Genomic DNA, 14,900 nt, shown 5'->3' on the forward strand with positions numbered 1-14,900 from the left:
CTGCTCGAACCCCCACCTAGACAAGGAGCCCCACCGCATGGCCGCCGAGATCTTCTACGACGACGACGCCGACCTCTCGATCATCCAGGGGCGCACCGTCGCCGTCATCGGCTACGGCAGCCAGGGCCACGCCCACTCGCTGTCGCTGCGCGACTCCGGCGTCGACGTGCGCGTCGGCCTGCCCGAGGGCAGCAAGTCCCGCGCCAAGGCCGAGGCCGAGGGCCTGCGGGTCGTCACCCCCGCCGAGGCGGCCGCCGAGGCCGACCTGATCATGATCCTGGCGCCGGACCACGTGCAGCGGAAGCTGTACACCGAGTCGATCGAGCCCAACCTGCAGGACGGCGACGCGCTGTTCTTCGGCCACGGCTTCAACATCCGCTTCGGCTACATCAAGCCCCCGGCCGGCGTCGACGTCGCCATGGTCGCCCCCAAGGGCCCGGGCCACCTGGTGCGCCGCGAGTTCACCGACGGCAAGGGCGTGCCCTGCCTGATCGCGGTGGAGCAGGACGCCTCCGGCTCGGCCCAGGCGCTGGCGCTGTCCTACGCCAAGGCCATCGGCGGTGCCCGCGCCGGTGTCATCAAGACGACCTTCGCCGAGGAGACCGAGACCGACCTCTTCGGTGAGCAGGCCGTCCTCTGCGGTGGCATGTCCGCGCTGGTGCAGGCCGGGTTCGAGACCCTGACCGAGGCCGGCTACCAGCCCGAGATCGCCTACTTCGAGTGCCTGCACGAGCTCAAGCTGATCGTCGACCTCATGTACGAGGGCGGCATCGCCAAGCAGCGCTGGTCGGTCTCCGACACCGCCGAGTACGGCGACTACACCTCCGGCCCCCGGGTGGTGGACGCGCGCGTCAAGGAGACGATGGGCCAGGTCCTCAAGGACATCCAGGACGGCACCTGGGCCGCGGCCTTCATCGCCGACCAGGACGCCGGTGCCCCGGACTTCACGGCCAAGCGGGCCGCCGCCGAGGCGCACCCGATCGAGGAGACCGGCCGTCAGCTGCGCGGGCTGATGAGCTGGGTCTCCGCCTCGGACGACTACACCGGCACCGCCCAGCGCTGACCCGGTCACGACGGCCCCGCACCCAGGGTGCGGGGCCGTCGTGCGTTCACGCGGCGAAGGCGCGGACCTCGGGACGGCGGGTGGTCACGACCACCCCGACGGCCAGCACGAGCAGCAGGACCGACAGCACGTCGACGGTGCCGACCAGGACGACGGCCAGCACCAGGTTGACCAGCCACACCGCGACCAGCACCAGACCGACCACCTGCAGCAGCCGGGCGTCGCGGCCGCGGAACAGCTGCACCGAGCCGTAGACCGTCGCCGCGGACAGGAGGAGGTACAGCCCGCCCACGACGAAGGCCCCGATGCTGCCGGCCAGGCCGTAGGACAACCCGCTCAGCCCCGGCAGCAGTAGAAGGACCTGCCTTCCACCCACCACTCGCAAGCTCGCGGCGGGCCCCTGAAGGCAGGCCGAACTACGGGGCGGGTGCGGTCACCTCAGCGACCGCGGCGGGCGCGGTGGGCGGCGAAGAACTGGGCCGAGGGCGCCAGGCAGAGCAGCACGACGATGGCCACGGCCACCGCGAAGAACACCAGGCTGAGGACGACGTCCCCGCCGCTGGTGCTGCCGAAGTCGTCGCCGAGGTTGGCCAGGTTGCCGACCAGGCCGATGCCGGTGACCACGATCGAGATCGACGCTCCGACGATCAGCATGACCCGGCTGCGGCCCGACAACGCCCAGACCGAGCCCCAGATCATGACGACGGTCCAGGCGAGGGCGAGCAGCGCGGCGACCACGAAGAGGCCGATGGCCGCCCCGACGATGCTGCTGAGCCCCGGGACCAGGTCGAACTCGTCGCTGGAACCCGCGCCGGCACCGATGGCGACGGCCGACCCGATCAGGGCCAGGCCCGAGACGAGCACGCCGAGCGCCCCGAAGATGAACCCGAACACCGCAGCGGTGACGACCGAGCCCGGCTTGGCCGGTGTGGCCGGGCCGTAGCCGTAGGGCTGCTGGCCGTACCCGGCGGGCTGGTAGCCCTGCTGCTGGTAGCCCTGGGCCTGGTAGCCCTGCGGCTGGTACCCCTGGGGCTGGTAGGCCGTCGACTGGTCGTAGCCGGCGTAGGGCTGCGACTGGCCGTAGGGCTGGGGCTGCGCGTAGGGATCGGGCTGCTGCCCGTAGCTGCTCTGCCCGTACCCGCCCTGCTGCTGAGCACTCTGGCCGTCCTGCCCCCGGCCACCGTCGCCGAACGGGGTCGTCTCCGACCGGCCCTGGTCTCCCTGGTGCTCGCTCACTGCTCTCCTCCGTGCGGGACCGGTCACGCTGCGGGGCGACCGGTGGTGAGCAGTCAGGATGGCGGGCGCCGGAGGGAGGGGCAAGCACGCCCCCCACCTGCGGGTCCTAGGCTGTCCACCCGTGACCACCCCTGCGCCCGTCGTCCTGATCGCCGAGGAGCTCGCCCCCAGCGCGCTGGAGGTGCTGGGCTCCGAGTTCGACATCCGGCACGTCGACGGCGCCGACCGTGCGGCGCTGCTGCCCGCCCTCGCCGACGCCGCCGCCGTGATGGTGCGCAGCGCGACCACCATCGACGCCGAGGCGCTCGCCGCGGCGCCCCACCTGAAGGTGGTCGCCCGGGCCGGCATCGGCCTGGACAACGTCGACGTCCCGGCCGCCACCGCCCGCGGGGTCATGGTCGTCAACGCGCCGACCTCCAACATCGTCAGCGCCGCCGAGCACGCCATCGCGCTCCTGCTGGCCGCCGCGCGGCACATCCCGGCCGCCGACGCCTCGCTGCGCGAGGGCACCTGGAAGCGGTCGAAGTTCAGCGGCGTCGAGGTCACCGAGAAGACCGTCGGCGTGGTCGGCCTGGGCCGCATCGGCGTCCTGGTCGCCCAGCGGCTGGCCGCCTTCGGCGTCACCCTCATCGCCTACGACCCCTACATCCAGCCCGGCCGCGCGGCCCAGCTCGGCGTCCGGCTGGTGTCCCTGGAGGAGCTGCTCCGGGAGTCGGACTTCATCACCATCCACCTGCCCAAGACCCCCGAGACCCTCGGGATGATCGGGGCCGAGCAGCTGGCGATGACCAAGAAGGGCGTGATCATCGTCAACGCCGCCCGCGGCGGGCTGGTCGAGGAGGCGGCGCTGGCCGACGCGCTGCGCTCGGGCCAGGTCGGTGCGGCCGGCATCGACGTCTACGCCAAGGAGCCGTGCACCGACAGCCCGCTGTTCGCGCTGCCCAACGTCGTGGTCACCCCGCACCTGGGCGCCTCGACCACCGAGGCCCAGGACAAGGCCGGGACGGCGGTCGCGCGCAGCGTGCGGCTGGCCCTGCAGGGCGACTTCGTCCCGGACGCGGTCAACGTGCAGGCCGGCGGGATCGTGGCGCAGGACGTGCGTCCGGGCCTGCCGCTGGCGGAGAAGCTCGGCCGGGTCTTCACCGCCGTGGCCGGTGGCCTGGCCCAGTCGGTGTCGGTCGAGGTGCTGGGCAAGATCGCCGAGTTCGACGTGTCCGTCGTCCAGCTGGCGGTGCTGCGCGGGGTGTTCAGCGACGTCGTCGAGGAGCAGGTCAGCTATGTCAACGCCCCGTTGCTGGCCGAGGCCCGCGGTCTGGACGTCACCCTGACCCAGGACGTGGAGAGCCCGCACTACCGCAACCTGATCACCGTGCGCGGCGCGATGGCCGACGGCACCGCCGTCACCGTCTCGGGCACGCTGTACGGGAAGAACCAGGTGCCCAAGCTGACCGAGGTCGGCGGCTTCGAGGTGGACCTGGAGGCCAAGGGCTACCTGTTGTTCTTCACCTACGCCGACCGGCCCGGCGTGGTCGGCACGGTCGGTGCCGCCCTCGGCGCGGCGGGCATCAACATCGCCGGCGCGCAGGTCAGCCGGACCACGCAGGGCGGGGACGCGCTCATGGCGGTCACCGTCGACAGCGAGGTCAGCGGTGACCTGCTGGCCGACATCGCCGCCCAGATCGGTGCACGCGAGGCCCGCGCGGCCGACCTGAACCCGCTCTGACCCCACCCGCACCGCACCGCACCGACGGCGCCGACCCCCCACGGGGGTCGGCGCCGTCCGTCGTCCCGGGCCAGGGGATGGCCAGACGGGGGACAGGTAGCTGACAGCCGATGGTCGTTGAACGCTGCGTCACTCGGCACACGGCGCAACTGTGGTGGGCCGGATGACGCTCGGCGCGCGGCGGGCCGGTGCCGCCTGCCGTGGCCCGGCGTCGCGGTGACGGCACTGGGCCATCTGCCGAATTACACGCACCGGCGGTGGGCCGAACGGGCCATGGTCCGAAGCCTTGCTCACGACCACCGTGGACGCACACCGGTGCCGCAGCGGCGGGGAGCAGGCACCGGCACCGCCAGACCCACCTTCAACGCCGACAGGGGTGCACGTGGTTCCCAGGACAACCACCACCGGGGACGGACGCCACCGCGTCCTCGCCCGGAGCGGGATCGTCGCGATCGCGGCGGCCCTCACCATGACGGGGGGCGCGGGCATCGCCTCGGCCTCCCCGGACGACATCGCGGCCCGGGCCGGGCAGGAGCGGCTCTCGCTCACCCCGGACCAGCTGCAGCAGGTCCAGGACTCCCTCTCCGCCCGCCTCGACGGCGGCCGACCGGCGGGCCTGCCCGCCAGCGGTCCGGCCTCCTTCTTCGTCCAGACGAGCACCCCCTCCACCTCGGAGGTCTTCACCGACGTCCTGCCCGGCTCCGGCGAGGCGGCCGCGGGAGCCGCAGCCGCGGCCGCCCAGCCGGCCGCCGAGGCCGCGGCCGCCCAGGTGGCCGCGGACGTGCCGGCGGCCGTGCCGGACGCCCAGGTGCTCTACACCACCTCGACGGTGCTCTCCGGCGTGGCCGTCCGTGCCGACGCCGCCGACTACGAGGCCCTGGCCGCGCTGCCCGACGTCGTCGCGGTCCACCCGATCACGCCCAAGCAGGTCAGCAACACCGGCGCCGCGTCGGTCGTGCAGGCCGTGCAGGCCTGGCAGGACCTCGGCAACACCGGCGAGGGGGTGTCGATCGGCATCATCGACACCGGCATCGACTACACCCACACCGACTTCGGCGGCAGCGGCAGCGTCGACCAGTACGACACCCTGCAGTCCTACGAGGCCCAGCCCGCCCCGGCCGGGATCTTCCCGAACGCCAAGGTGGTCGGCGGCTACGACTTCGTCGGCGACAGCTACAACGCCGACCCGAGCAGCCCGGCCTACCAGCCGGTCGCCATGCCCGACCCCAACCCGCTGGACTGCAACGGCCACGGCACCCACGTCGCCGGCACCTCGGCCGGGTACGGCGTGAACGCCGACGGCAGCACCTACACCGCGGGCTACGACGGCGGCGTCCCCGCCGACCTGCGGATCGGGCCGGGCATGGCGCCCGGCGCCGACCTCTACGCCCTGAAGGTCTTCGGCTGCGACGGCTCCACCGACGTGACGATGCAGGCCATCGAGTGGGCGCTGGACCCCAACCAGGACGGTGACCCCAGCGACCACCTGGACGTCGTCAACCTGTCGCTGGGCTCGGACTACGGCCTGGCCGACGACGCCGACTCCATGGCCATCGACCAGGCCATGCAGCTGGGCATGCTCGCCGTCCTGGCCGCCGGCAACGCCGGTGACAGCTACGACATCGGCGGCTCGCCCGGCAACGCCCCCCGGGGCATCGGCGTGGCCGCCAGCAACGACGGCTACGGCGTCTTCGACGGCTGGCAGGTCACCGCACCCGACGGCGTCGTGGACGGCGTCCGGCCCGGGCTGCGCTCGCAGGCCTACAGCGACACCGACGACGCCGGGGCCACGAAGCCCGACGTCACCGGTGACCTCGTCTACGCCCCGGCGGGCAACGAGTCGGCCTGCGCACCGCTGCCGGCCGGCTACGCGGCGGGGGAGATCCTGCTGATCGAGGCCGACGGCTTCGCCTGCGGATCGGTGGCCAAGGGCACCAACGCGGTGAACGCCGGCGCCGCCGGATTCATGATCATCGGCGACGACGACCTGCTGGAGACCGGCATCACCGGGGTCGCCCAGATCCCGGGCATCCTGGTGCCGGCCACCGACGGGGCCGCGCTGCGCGACGCCGTCGGCGGTGGTCAGACCGTCACCGTGACCTTCGGGCCGAGCCTGCGCGACGCCGCGACCGCCACGAGCCCCGAGCAGGTCGACCTGCTCGCCTCGTTCAGCTCCCGCGGGGTGCGCCAGGAGGACGGCGCCAAGCCCGACGTCACCGCACCGGGCGTGACGCTCTACTCGGCCGGCGTCGGCGAGGGCAGCGGCGGGGAGAGCCTGTCGGGCACCTCGATGGCCACCCCGGTCACCGCCGGGGTCACCGCGCTCATCCGCGCGGCGCACCCGGAGTGGACCACCGAGGAGGTCAAGGCCGACCTGATGAACACCGCCGGCCACGACCTCTACACCGGACCGGACCAGACCGGCGACGTGTACGGGCCCAACCGGGTCGGCGCCGGCCGGATCGACGCCGAGGCCGCGCTGAACAACACGGTGCTGGCCTACGCCGAGGCCGGGTCCGGCGTCGTCACCGCCTCCTTCGGCGTCGTCGAGGTCGACCAGGAGCAGGTGTCGGCGACCAAGACGATCACCGTGGCCAACAAGGGCACCCGGGCGGCCGTCTACCGGGTCAGCTACGACGCGCTCGTCGAGCAGCCCGGCGTCCGCTACGCGCTGTCCGCCCAGCGGCTCACCGTGCCCCCGGGCCAGAGCCGCACGGTGACGATCACCATGACCGCCACCCAGGACGACCTGCTCAAGGTCGCCGACCCGACGGTCGTCACCGACGACGGCCGCCAGTTCCTCGGCGAGGCCAGCGGCCGCGTCGTCCTCACCCCGAACAACAACCGGGGCGAGACGCTGCGGGTGCCGGTGCACGCCAACCCGAAGCCGGCTTCCACGCTGACCGCGTCGGCCGACGAGGACGGCTCCACCATCACCCTCGCCGGCGAGGGCGTGGCCAACGGCGAGCCGCTGGACCCGAACAGCTACACCTCCCTGGTGAGCGGGTTCGAGCAGCTCGGCACCAGCCCGGAGATGGCGCAGTGCACCACGACGGTCTCCAGCAGCTGCTACAAGACCGAGCTCGAGCGCTCGGTCGACCTGGCCGCGGTCGGGGTCGCCTCGGACGTGCAGCAGTTCGGCGACGACGCCGGCCTGTACTTCGCGGTCTCCGCGCACGGCCGGTTCACCTCGGCGGAGACGGCCGTGAACTACGGCGTCTACCTCGACGCGACCGGTGACGGGCTCTGGGACTACCAGGTCACCACGACCCGGATCGCGGACTACGACATCCCGCTGGTCGTCATCACCGACCGGGACTACAACCTCGTGGGCCCGGGCGGGGAGCCGTACGTGGCGCCGATGAACCTGTACGACGGGCTCGTCGACACCAACGCGTTCGACTCCGACGTCCAGGTCCTCGGCGTGCCGTTGTCGGCGCTGCCCGAGGTGTCGGGCCGGATCACCTTCGGCGTCCAGTCGGCCAGCTACAACGGCACGGTGGACGACGTCGGCACGGTCAGCACCCCGGCCGGGACCGAGCTCGCGCCCCAGGCGATGAGCTTCGACCCGACCGCCCCGGGCCTGTCCTTCGACGTGGACGGCGAGTCCGCGCTGATGGTGCCGGCGACCGACGGCACGCAGCTGGCCGTCACCCAGGACGCCGCCTCCTACGCCGCGGACACCGCGGTCGGCGGGGACAAGGGCGCGATGGTCGTGCTGAGCCAGAACAGCGGCGCGGTCGGCCGGACCCAGTCGGTGGCCATCGCGCCGTCGGCCGGGGACGCCACGGTCACGACGGTGCCGCCGGCGGACTCCACCCCGGTGGACCCGACGACGCCGCCGGACGAGCAGGTGACCGAGCCGCCGGCGGCCGAGGCGACCGAGTCCCCGGCGTCCGAGGCCCCGGCGTCCACCGAGGTACCGCCCGCGGGCTGACGCCCGCACCGCACGACCCGACGCCCCCCGCAGGAGCCACCTGCGGGGGGCGTCGGTGCGTCCGGGTACGGCGGTGGACCGGCCGGGCACTAGCCTCTGACCCCATGCGCCTGGCAGTGATCCCTGGAGACGGCATCGGCCCCGAGGTGGTGGCCGAGGGCCTCAAGGTCCTCGGCGAGGTGGCCCCCGACGTCGAGACCACGCACTACGACCTGGGAGCTGCCCGCTGGCAGCGCACGGGGGAGCTGCTGCCCGACACGGTGCTCGACGAGCTGCGCGGCCACGACGCGATCCTGCTCGGCGCGGTCGGGGACCCCAGCGTGCCCAGCGGCATCCTCGAGCGGGGGCTGCTGCTCAAGCTGCGGTTCGAGCTCGACCACCACGTCAACCTGCGCCCGGCGAAGCTCTACGACGGCGTCACCAGCCCGCTGGCAGCCCCCGGCGACATCGACATGCTCTGCATCCGCGAGGGCACCGAGGGGCCCTACGTCGGCAACGGCGGGGTGCTGCGCCGGGACACCGCGCACGAGGTGGCCACCGAGGTCAGCCTGAACACCGCCTTCGGCGTCGAGCGGGTCGTCCGGTACGCCTTCGAGCGGGCCGTGGCCCGCCCGCGCAAGCACCTGACGCTGATCCACAAGACCAACGTGCTCACCCACGCCGGGTCGCTGTGGTCGCGCACGGTGGAGGAGGTCGCCGCGGAGTTCCCCGACATCACGGTGGCCTACCAGCACGTGGACGCCGCGGCGATGTTCTTCGTGACCGACCCGAGCCGGTACGACGTGATCGTCACCGACAACCTCTTCGGTGACATCGTCACCGACATCGCCGCCGCGGTGACCGGTGGCATCGGGCTGGCCGCCAGCGGCAACCTGGACGCCTCGGGCACCAACCCCTCGATGTTCGAGCCCGTGCACGGCTCGGCGCCCGACATCGCCGGGCAGGGCAAGGCCGACCCGACCGCGACCGTGCTGTCGGTGGGCCTGCTGCTGGACCACCTGGGCCGCAGCGAGCAGGCCCGCAAGGTCAACGCCGCCGTCGCCTTCGACCTGTCCACCCGGGACAGGGCCCAGCCGATCCGCACCAGCGACGTCGGCGACCGCCTCGCCGCCCTCGCCTCGGGCTGACCCCGCACCGACCGCACCGCCGCTCCACGGGCGCGCACCCGCACCGCGGGTGCGCGCCCGCGCTTGCTCCTCGCGGACCCCGGGTGCGACCATCTGCGGCGATGCACACCGCCGGCACGATCATCATCACCTAGCGCGCAGTCACCTCCCCGACTGCGCGCCGACCCTCCGTACCCCGGGGGGTTTTTTCGTGTCCGGACCCGCACACCCCCCGAGAGGCACGCCGTGACCGAGCAGCAGACCCCCGTCCGCCCCGTCGTCGAGGTCTTCGACACCACCCTGCGCGACGGTGCCCAGCGCGAGGGCATCACGTACTCGGTGGCCGACAAGCTCGCCGTCGCCCGGCTGCTCGACGACGTCGGGGTCGCCTACATCGAGGGCGGGTGGCCCGGGGCGCTGCCCAAGGACACCGAGTTCTTCGCCCGGGCCCGCACCGAGCTGCAGCTGCGGCACGCCGTGCTGGTCGCGTTCGGGGCCACCCGCAAGGCCGGGGTGGCGGTCGAGGACGACGCCCAGGTGCGGGCGCTGCTGGACTCCGGCGCCCCGGTGGTCTGCCTGGTCGCCAAGTCCGACCTGCGGCACGTCCGGGACGCCCTGCGCACCACGCCGGAGGAGAACCTGGCGATGGTGGCCGACACCGTCGCCTTCCTGGTCGGCCACGGCCGGCGGGTGTTCGTCGACTGCGAGCACTTCTTCGACGGGTACGCGTTCGACCCCGACCACGGGGTCGCCGTGCTGCGGGCTGCCTTCGCCGCCGGCGCCGAGGTCGGCGTCCTGTGCGACACCAACGGCGGGATGCTGCCCAGCGGCGTCGGCCGGGTGGTCGCCGACGTCCGGGCCCGGGTCGAGGGCCAGCTGGGCATCCACTGCCAGGACGACACCGGCTGCGCCGTCGCCAACAGCCTGGCCGCCGTCGAGGCCGGCGCCACCCAGGTCCAGGGGACGGCGAACGGGTACGGCGAGCGGGCCGGCAACGCCGACACCTTCACCCTGATCGGCAACCTGGTCACCAAGATGGGGCTGCCGGTCGTCCCCGCGGAGTGCCTGCCCGAGCTGAGCCGGGTCAGCCACGCGATCGCCGAGCTCGCCAACCTCACCCCCGACGACCACCAGCCCTTCGTCGGGGCCTCGGCGTTCGCGCACAAGGCCGGCCTGCACGCCAGCGCCATCAAGGTCAGCCCGGAGCTCTACAACCACCTGGACCCGGTCGTGGTGGGCAACGACATGCGCATCCTGGTCACCGAGATGGCCGGCCGCGCCTCGGTCGAGCTGAAGGGCCGCGAGCTCGGCGTCGACCTGGCCGGGCAGGGGGACGCCGTCGGCCGGGTCGTCGCTGCCGTCAAGGAGCGGGAGGCCCGCGGCTGGTCCTACGAGGCCGCCGACGCCTCCTTCGAGCTGCTGCTGCGCGGCGAGCTGCCCGACGCCCCGGCGCGGCTGTTCGAGCTGGAGAGCTGGCGCACCACCGTCGAGCACCGCCCCGACGGCCAGGTGGTCAGCGAGGCGGTGGTGAAGGTGCTGCTGCCCGACGGCCTCGGCGGCACCGAGCGGGTGGTCACGGTCGGCGAGGGCAACGGGCCGGTCAACGCCTTGGACACCGCGCTGCGGTCGGCCCTGGTGGGCCGCTGGCCGCAGCTGGCCGACGTCGAGCTGGCCGACTACAAGGTCCGCATCCTGGGCTGGACCGGCGGCACCAGCGCGACCACCCGGGTGCTCGTGGACACCGCGGACAAGGCGGGGGAGTGGACCACCGTCGGGGTGCACGAGAACATCGTCGAGGCCTCCTGGCTGGCGATGGTCGACGCCCTCACCTACGCCGTCACGGTGCGCTGACAGAAGGACCCCGTCGCCCCCCACGACGCGCTCCGCGCGCCGCGGGTCCCTGCGACGGGGCCGTTCCATCACCTCACCGTGGAGGCCAGCAGGCAGAACTCGTTGCCCTCCGGGTCGGCGAGGACGTACCAGGTCATCTCCTCGGTGCGCGGTCCCTGGCCGACGTCGGCCCGGGTCGCGCCGAGGTCCAGCAGCCGCTGCAGCTCGGCGTCCTGGTCCCGGTCGGTGGCGTTGAGGTCCAGGTGCAGCCGCACCTTGCCCGGGGTGGGGTCGGGGGTGGGCAGGAAGTCCAGCCCCGGCACCGGGCCCTTCTCGGGCTGACCGGGCGGGCCGAGGCTGACCACGCCGTCCTCCTCGCCGGTCACCTCCCAGCCCAGGACGTCGGCCCAGAAGCGGGCCAGGCGGGCGGGGTCGACGGCGTCGACGGCGACGGAGGTGATGCGGGCTGCCATGCCCGCCGATCCTGGCCCGGCACGGGCCCGACCGCACGCCAGTAGCCTCGACCCGTGCGCATCGTCCGTTACGCCTCACCCACCGGCATGTCCTTCGGCGTCCTCGACGGCGACGGCCAGGTCGCCCAGATCGAGGGCCACCCGTTCGGCCAGATCAGCTTCACCGGCCAGCGGCACGCCGCGGCCGACGTCCGGCTGCTCTCGCCGATCCTGCCCAGCAAGGTGGTGTGCGTCGGCAAGAACTACGCCGACCACGTCGCCGAGATGAAGACCGGTGATGCCCCGAAGGAGCCGCTGCTCTTCCTCAAGCCCTCCACCTCGGTGATCGGGCCCGGCGACGCCATCCGCATCCCGCCGGGCAGCACCAACGTGCACCACGAGGCCGAGCTGGCCGTGGTCATCGGCGCCCGCGGCGCCCGGCACGTGACCGAGGAGCAGGCGGTGGCCAGCATCTTCGGCTACACGATCGGCAACGACGTCACCGAGCGGGACATGCAGCGCGCGGACAACCAGTGGACCCGCGCCAAGGGCTTCGACTCGTTCTGCCCGATCGGGCCCTGGATCGAGACCGACCTGGCCGGCATCGGCAAGGACCCGGCCGACCTGCAGGTCACCTGCACCGTGGACGGCGAGCTGCGCCAGGACGGCCGCACCAGCCAGCTGCTGTTCGGCATCCCCACCCTGATCTCCTACATCTCCCAGGTCATGACGCTGCTGCCCGGCGACGTGGTGCTCACCGGCACCCCGGCCGGGGTCGGCCCGCTGCGCGCCGGTGGCTCGGTCACCTGCGCGATCGAGGGCCTGGGCGAGCTGACCAACAGCGTCACCGGCGCCGACACCGCCTCCACCGCCTCGTGACGGCCCCCGGCAGCAGCTCAGGGACGACGCCGGTCCGGACCCGGTTCTGCCCCTCGCCGACCGGCACGGTGCACGTCGGCGTCATGCGGGCCGCGCTGTTCAACTGGGCCTACGCCAAGCACACCGGCGGGCAGTTCGTCTTCCGCATCGAGGACACCGACGCCGCGCGCAACACCGAGGAGTCCTACCGCCACCTGCTCGACAGCCTGCGCTGGCTGGGCCTGGAGTGGGACGAGGGCCCCGAGGTCGGCGGCCCGCACGGGCCCTACCGGCAGTCCGAGCGCGGCGAGATCTACGCCGACGTGCTGGGCAAGCTGGTCGACGCCGGGCACGCCTACGAGTCCTTCTCCACCCCCGAGGAGGTCGCCGCCCGCCGGGTCGCCGCCGGGCAGGACCCCAAGCAGGGCTACGACGGCGCCGACCGGGAGACCACCGACGCGCAGAAGGCGGCCTTCCGGGCCGAGGGCCGGTCCCCGGTGCTGCGGCTGCGGATGCCCGACACCGACCTGTCCTGGCACGACCTGGTCCGCGGCGAGGTCACCTTCGCCGCCGGCGCCGTGCCGGACTTCGTCCTCGCCCGGGCCGGTGGGCAGCCGCTGTACCCGCTGGTCAACCCGGTGGACGACGCCCTGATGGGCATCACCGACGTGCTGCGCGGGGAGGACCTGCTCTCCTCCACCCCGCGCCAGCTGGCGCTGTACACCGCGCTCACCGACATCGGCGTCGCCTCCGGTACCCCGCGCTTCGGGCACCTGCCGCTGGTCATGGGGGAGGGCAACAAGAAGCTCTCCAAGCGCGACCCCACGTCGAACCTGGACCTGTACCGCGAGCGCGGCTTCTTGCCCGAGGGCCTGGTCAACTACCTGGCGCTGCTGGGCTGGGCCATCGCCGAGGACCGCGACGTGTTCTCGCCGGCCGAGCTGGTCGAGGCCTTCGAGGTCACCCGGGTCAGCCCCAACGCGGCCCGCTTCGACCTGAAGAAGGCCGAGGCGATCAACGCCACCCACCTGCGGGCCCTGCCGGTCGAGGAGTTCGTCACCCGGGTCACGCCGTACCTGGCCGGTGCCGGGCTGGTCGAGGCCACGCCGACCGCCGAGCAGCAGCGGGTGCTGGACGCGATCGCCCCGCTGGCCCAGGAGCGGATGGTCGTGCTGAGCGAGGCGGTGGGCCTGCTGGGCTTCCTGTTCGTGGACCAGGTCGTGCTCGACGAGGCCGCCGTGGCCAAGCAGCTGACCGGCCCGGACGCCGTCGAGGTGCTGGACGCCGCCACGGCCGCGCTGACGGCGCTGCCGGCGTGGACGACGCCGGACCTGGAGGCCGCCCTGAAGCAGGCGCTGGTCGAGGAGCTGGGCCGCAAGCCCCGGCAGGCCTTCGGCCCGGTGCGGGTGGCGATCAGCGGCCGCACGGTCAGCCCGCCGCTGTACGAGTCGATGGAGCTGCTGGGCCGCGAGGTCACCCTGGCCCGCCTGGCGGCGGCCCGGGAGGTCGCGACCGCGTGACCGAGCAGGGGTGGTCCTACGTCGGCCCGCCGGCCACCCGGCCGTGGGGCGCGGCCGAGCAGGTGCCGCGGTCCTGGGTGCAGGCCCCCCCGCCCGCCGTCCCGCCCGCGCCGGTGCGGGCCGGGCGGCCGGTCACCCCGCCGGGGGCGCCGCCGTTCGACGTCCCGCGGCCCTACGCGTGGTTGATGCGCACCCGGGACTGGGCCTGGTGGCGGCCGCTGCTGGGCCTGCTGATGTTCGGCGTGCTCTACGCGGTGGCGTCGGTGCTCGTCGTCCTGGCGGTCCTGCTGACCGGCCTGGTGCCGGTGGCCGACCTGCTCGAGCTCACCGACCCGGGTGTGCTGCTGCTGACCAACCTGTCGCTGATCGTGGCCATCCCGATCGTGTGGGCGGCCTGGGCGGTCGCCCACGGGCTCGGGCGTGGCTGGTCCTCGTCGGTCACCGGGAAGCTGCGCTGGCGGCTGCTGGTGCCGCTGACGTGGCGGGCGGTGGCCACGCTCGGCGTGGGCGTCGTGGTCACCATCGGCATCTCGCTGCTCGAGCCCGGGACGACGGTGACCGGTCCGGTACCGGGCTACGTCTGGTTGCTGGTCGTCGTCCTGCTCACCACCCCGCTGCAGTCCGCGGCCGAGGAGTACGTCTTCCGCGGGTACCTGAGCCAGCTGGTGGCGGCCTGGTTCCGCACCGAGCGCACCGGCGCGGTGGTGGCCGCCGTCCTCACCGCGGCGCTGTTCTCGGCCGCCCACGCCCCGCCGGATGTGCTGACCTTCCTGGACCGCTTCGTGTTCGGGCTGGCCGCCTCGTGGGTGACCCGGCTGACCGGCGGGCTGGAGGCGGCCATCGTGCTGCACGCGGTGAACAACGTGGCGGTCTTCGTCCTGTCCGGCGCGGTGGGCGGCGGGGTCTCGACGCAGTCGCCGCCGGCCGGGGTGTTCCTGCTGGTGGTCCTGCTGGACACGGTCGCCATGGGGGCCTACGTGGCCCTGGTGGGCGCCGCGCGCCGCACGCTGGCGCCGGAGCTGCTCAGCCCCGCTGTCGACCTGCGCCGGGCGCCGGTGGCCTGGGCGCCCACCTGGGTGCCGGCGCCGCCGCTGCCCGCGCCGGTCCCCGCCGACGGCGGCCCCGAACCCGACGCGCGGTGGTCCCGGCAGGGGGGTGCGTGAGGCGCGCGGACC

11 protein-coding genes are annotated in these 14,900 nt (G+C 73.6%); 8 read left to right on the forward strand and 3 right to left on the reverse strand.

Translation table 11 applies throughout. The features are described 5' to 3' along the window. Nucleotides 1–37 precede the first annotated feature (37 nt). On the forward strand, nucleotides 38–1,063 hold the full coding sequence (ilvC, locus tag LFA75_RS17500) for a ketol-acid reductoisomerase (protein ID WP_225234879.1): 1,026 nt from the start codon (nucleotides 38–40) through the stop codon (nucleotides 1,061–1,063). A gap of 46 nt (nucleotides 1,064–1,109) precedes the next feature. Here the strand turns inward: ilvC and LFA75_RS17505 are convergent, their stop codons facing one another. After that, a complete protein-coding gene (locus LFA75_RS17505) occupies nucleotides 1,110–1,439 on the reverse strand; it encodes a hypothetical protein (RefSeq protein WP_225234880.1) in 330 nt (109 codons plus the stop codon). Between the two features lie 62 nt (nucleotides 1,440–1,501). Then, the gene (locus tag LFA75_RS17510) at nucleotides 1,502–2,299 is read right to left on the reverse strand and encodes a hypothetical protein (RefSeq protein ID WP_225234881.1); all 798 of its coding nucleotides are present in this window, start codon (nucleotides 2,297–2,299) and stop codon (nucleotides 1,502–1,504) included. A gap of 121 nt (nucleotides 2,300–2,420) precedes the next feature. On the opposite strand from LFA75_RS17510, the gene serA reads away from it, so the two are divergent. From serA to cimA, 4 genes are all read left to right on the forward strand, one after another. Then, nucleotides 2,421–4,022 (forward strand): phosphoglycerate dehydrogenase, encoded by a 1,602-nt coding sequence (serA, locus tag LFA75_RS17515; RefSeq protein WP_225234882.1) that lies wholly within the window; start codon nucleotides 2,421–2,423, stop codon nucleotides 4,020–4,022. Nucleotides 4,023–4,491: 469 nt separating this feature from the next. Then, nucleotides 4,492–7,959 (forward strand): S8 family serine peptidase, encoded by a 3,468-nt coding sequence (locus LFA75_RS17520; protein WP_225234883.1) that lies wholly within the window; start codon nucleotides 4,492–4,494, stop codon nucleotides 7,957–7,959. Between the two features lie 104 nt (nucleotides 7,960–8,063). Further along, nucleotides 8,064–9,086, forward strand: coding sequence for a 3-isopropylmalate dehydrogenase (locus tag LFA75_RS17525; RefSeq protein ID WP_225234884.1), 1,023 nt, complete (start codon nucleotides 8,064–8,066; stop codon nucleotides 9,084–9,086). A gap of 225 nt (nucleotides 9,087–9,311) precedes the next feature. Beyond that, complete coding sequence (gene cimA / locus LFA75_RS17530; RefSeq protein WP_225234885.1) at nucleotides 9,312–10,916, forward strand: citramalate synthase; 1,605 nt, start codon at nucleotides 9,312–9,314, stop codon at nucleotides 10,914–10,916. Nucleotides 10,917–10,984: 68 nt separating this feature from the next. Here the strand turns inward: cimA and LFA75_RS17535 are convergent, their stop codons facing one another. Then, nucleotides 10,985–11,368 carry a VOC family protein gene (locus LFA75_RS17535; protein ID WP_225234886.1) on the reverse strand — a complete coding sequence of 128 codons (384 nt, stop codon included), beginning with the start codon at nucleotides 11,366–11,368 and terminating at the stop codon, nucleotides 10,985–10,987. A gap of 54 nt (nucleotides 11,369–11,422) precedes the next feature. On the opposite strand from LFA75_RS17535, the gene LFA75_RS17540 reads away from it, so the two are divergent. The 3 genes from LFA75_RS17540 to LFA75_RS17550 are packed head-to-tail and all read left to right on the forward strand — an operon-like array spanning nucleotide 11,423 to nucleotide 14,888. Then, nucleotides 11,423–12,226: a fumarylacetoacetate hydrolase family protein gene (locus LFA75_RS17540; RefSeq protein WP_225234887.1), complete on the forward strand. Its 804-nt coding sequence runs from the start codon at nucleotides 11,423–11,425 to the stop codon at nucleotides 12,224–12,226. Further along, complete coding sequence (gene gltX / locus LFA75_RS17545) at nucleotides 12,223–13,725, forward strand: glutamate--tRNA ligase (RefSeq protein WP_225234888.1); 1,503 nt, start codon at nucleotides 12,223–12,225, stop codon at nucleotides 13,723–13,725. Before LFA75_RS17540 ends, gltX begins: the two co-directional genes overlap by 4 nt. Further along, entirely contained in the window at nucleotides 13,722–14,888 is a 1,167-nt protein-coding gene (locus tag LFA75_RS17550) for a CPBP family intramembrane glutamic endopeptidase (RefSeq protein ID WP_225234889.1), read from the forward strand. The genes gltX and LFA75_RS17550 overlap by 4 nt, the downstream gene beginning before the upstream one ends. Nucleotides 14,889–14,900 lie beyond the last annotated feature (12 nt).

Origin of the sequence: Klenkia terrae (genome assembly GCF_900491935.1) — a bacterium.
Classification (GTDB): domain Bacteria; phylum Actinomycetota; class Actinomycetes; order Mycobacteriales; family Geodermatophilaceae; genus Klenkia; species Klenkia terrae.

Bases quoted from the DNA above. Each gene is read 5' to 3' on its own strand.
- ilvC (WP_225234879.1), top strand. From the start codon at position 38: ATGGCCGCCGAGATCTTCTACGACGACGACGCCGACCTCTCGATCATC.
- LFA75_RS17520 (WP_225234883.1), top strand. From the start codon at position 4,492: ATGACGGGGGGCGCGGGCATCGCCTCGGCCTCCCCGGACGACATCGCG.
- LFA75_RS17525 (WP_225234884.1), top strand. From the start codon at position 8,064: ATGCGCCTGGCAGTGATCCCTGGAGACGGCATCGGCCCCGAGGTGGTG.
- LFA75_RS17535 (WP_225234886.1), bottom strand. From the start codon at position 11,368: ATGGCAGCCCGCATCACCTCCGTCGCCGTCGACGCCGTCGACCCCGCC.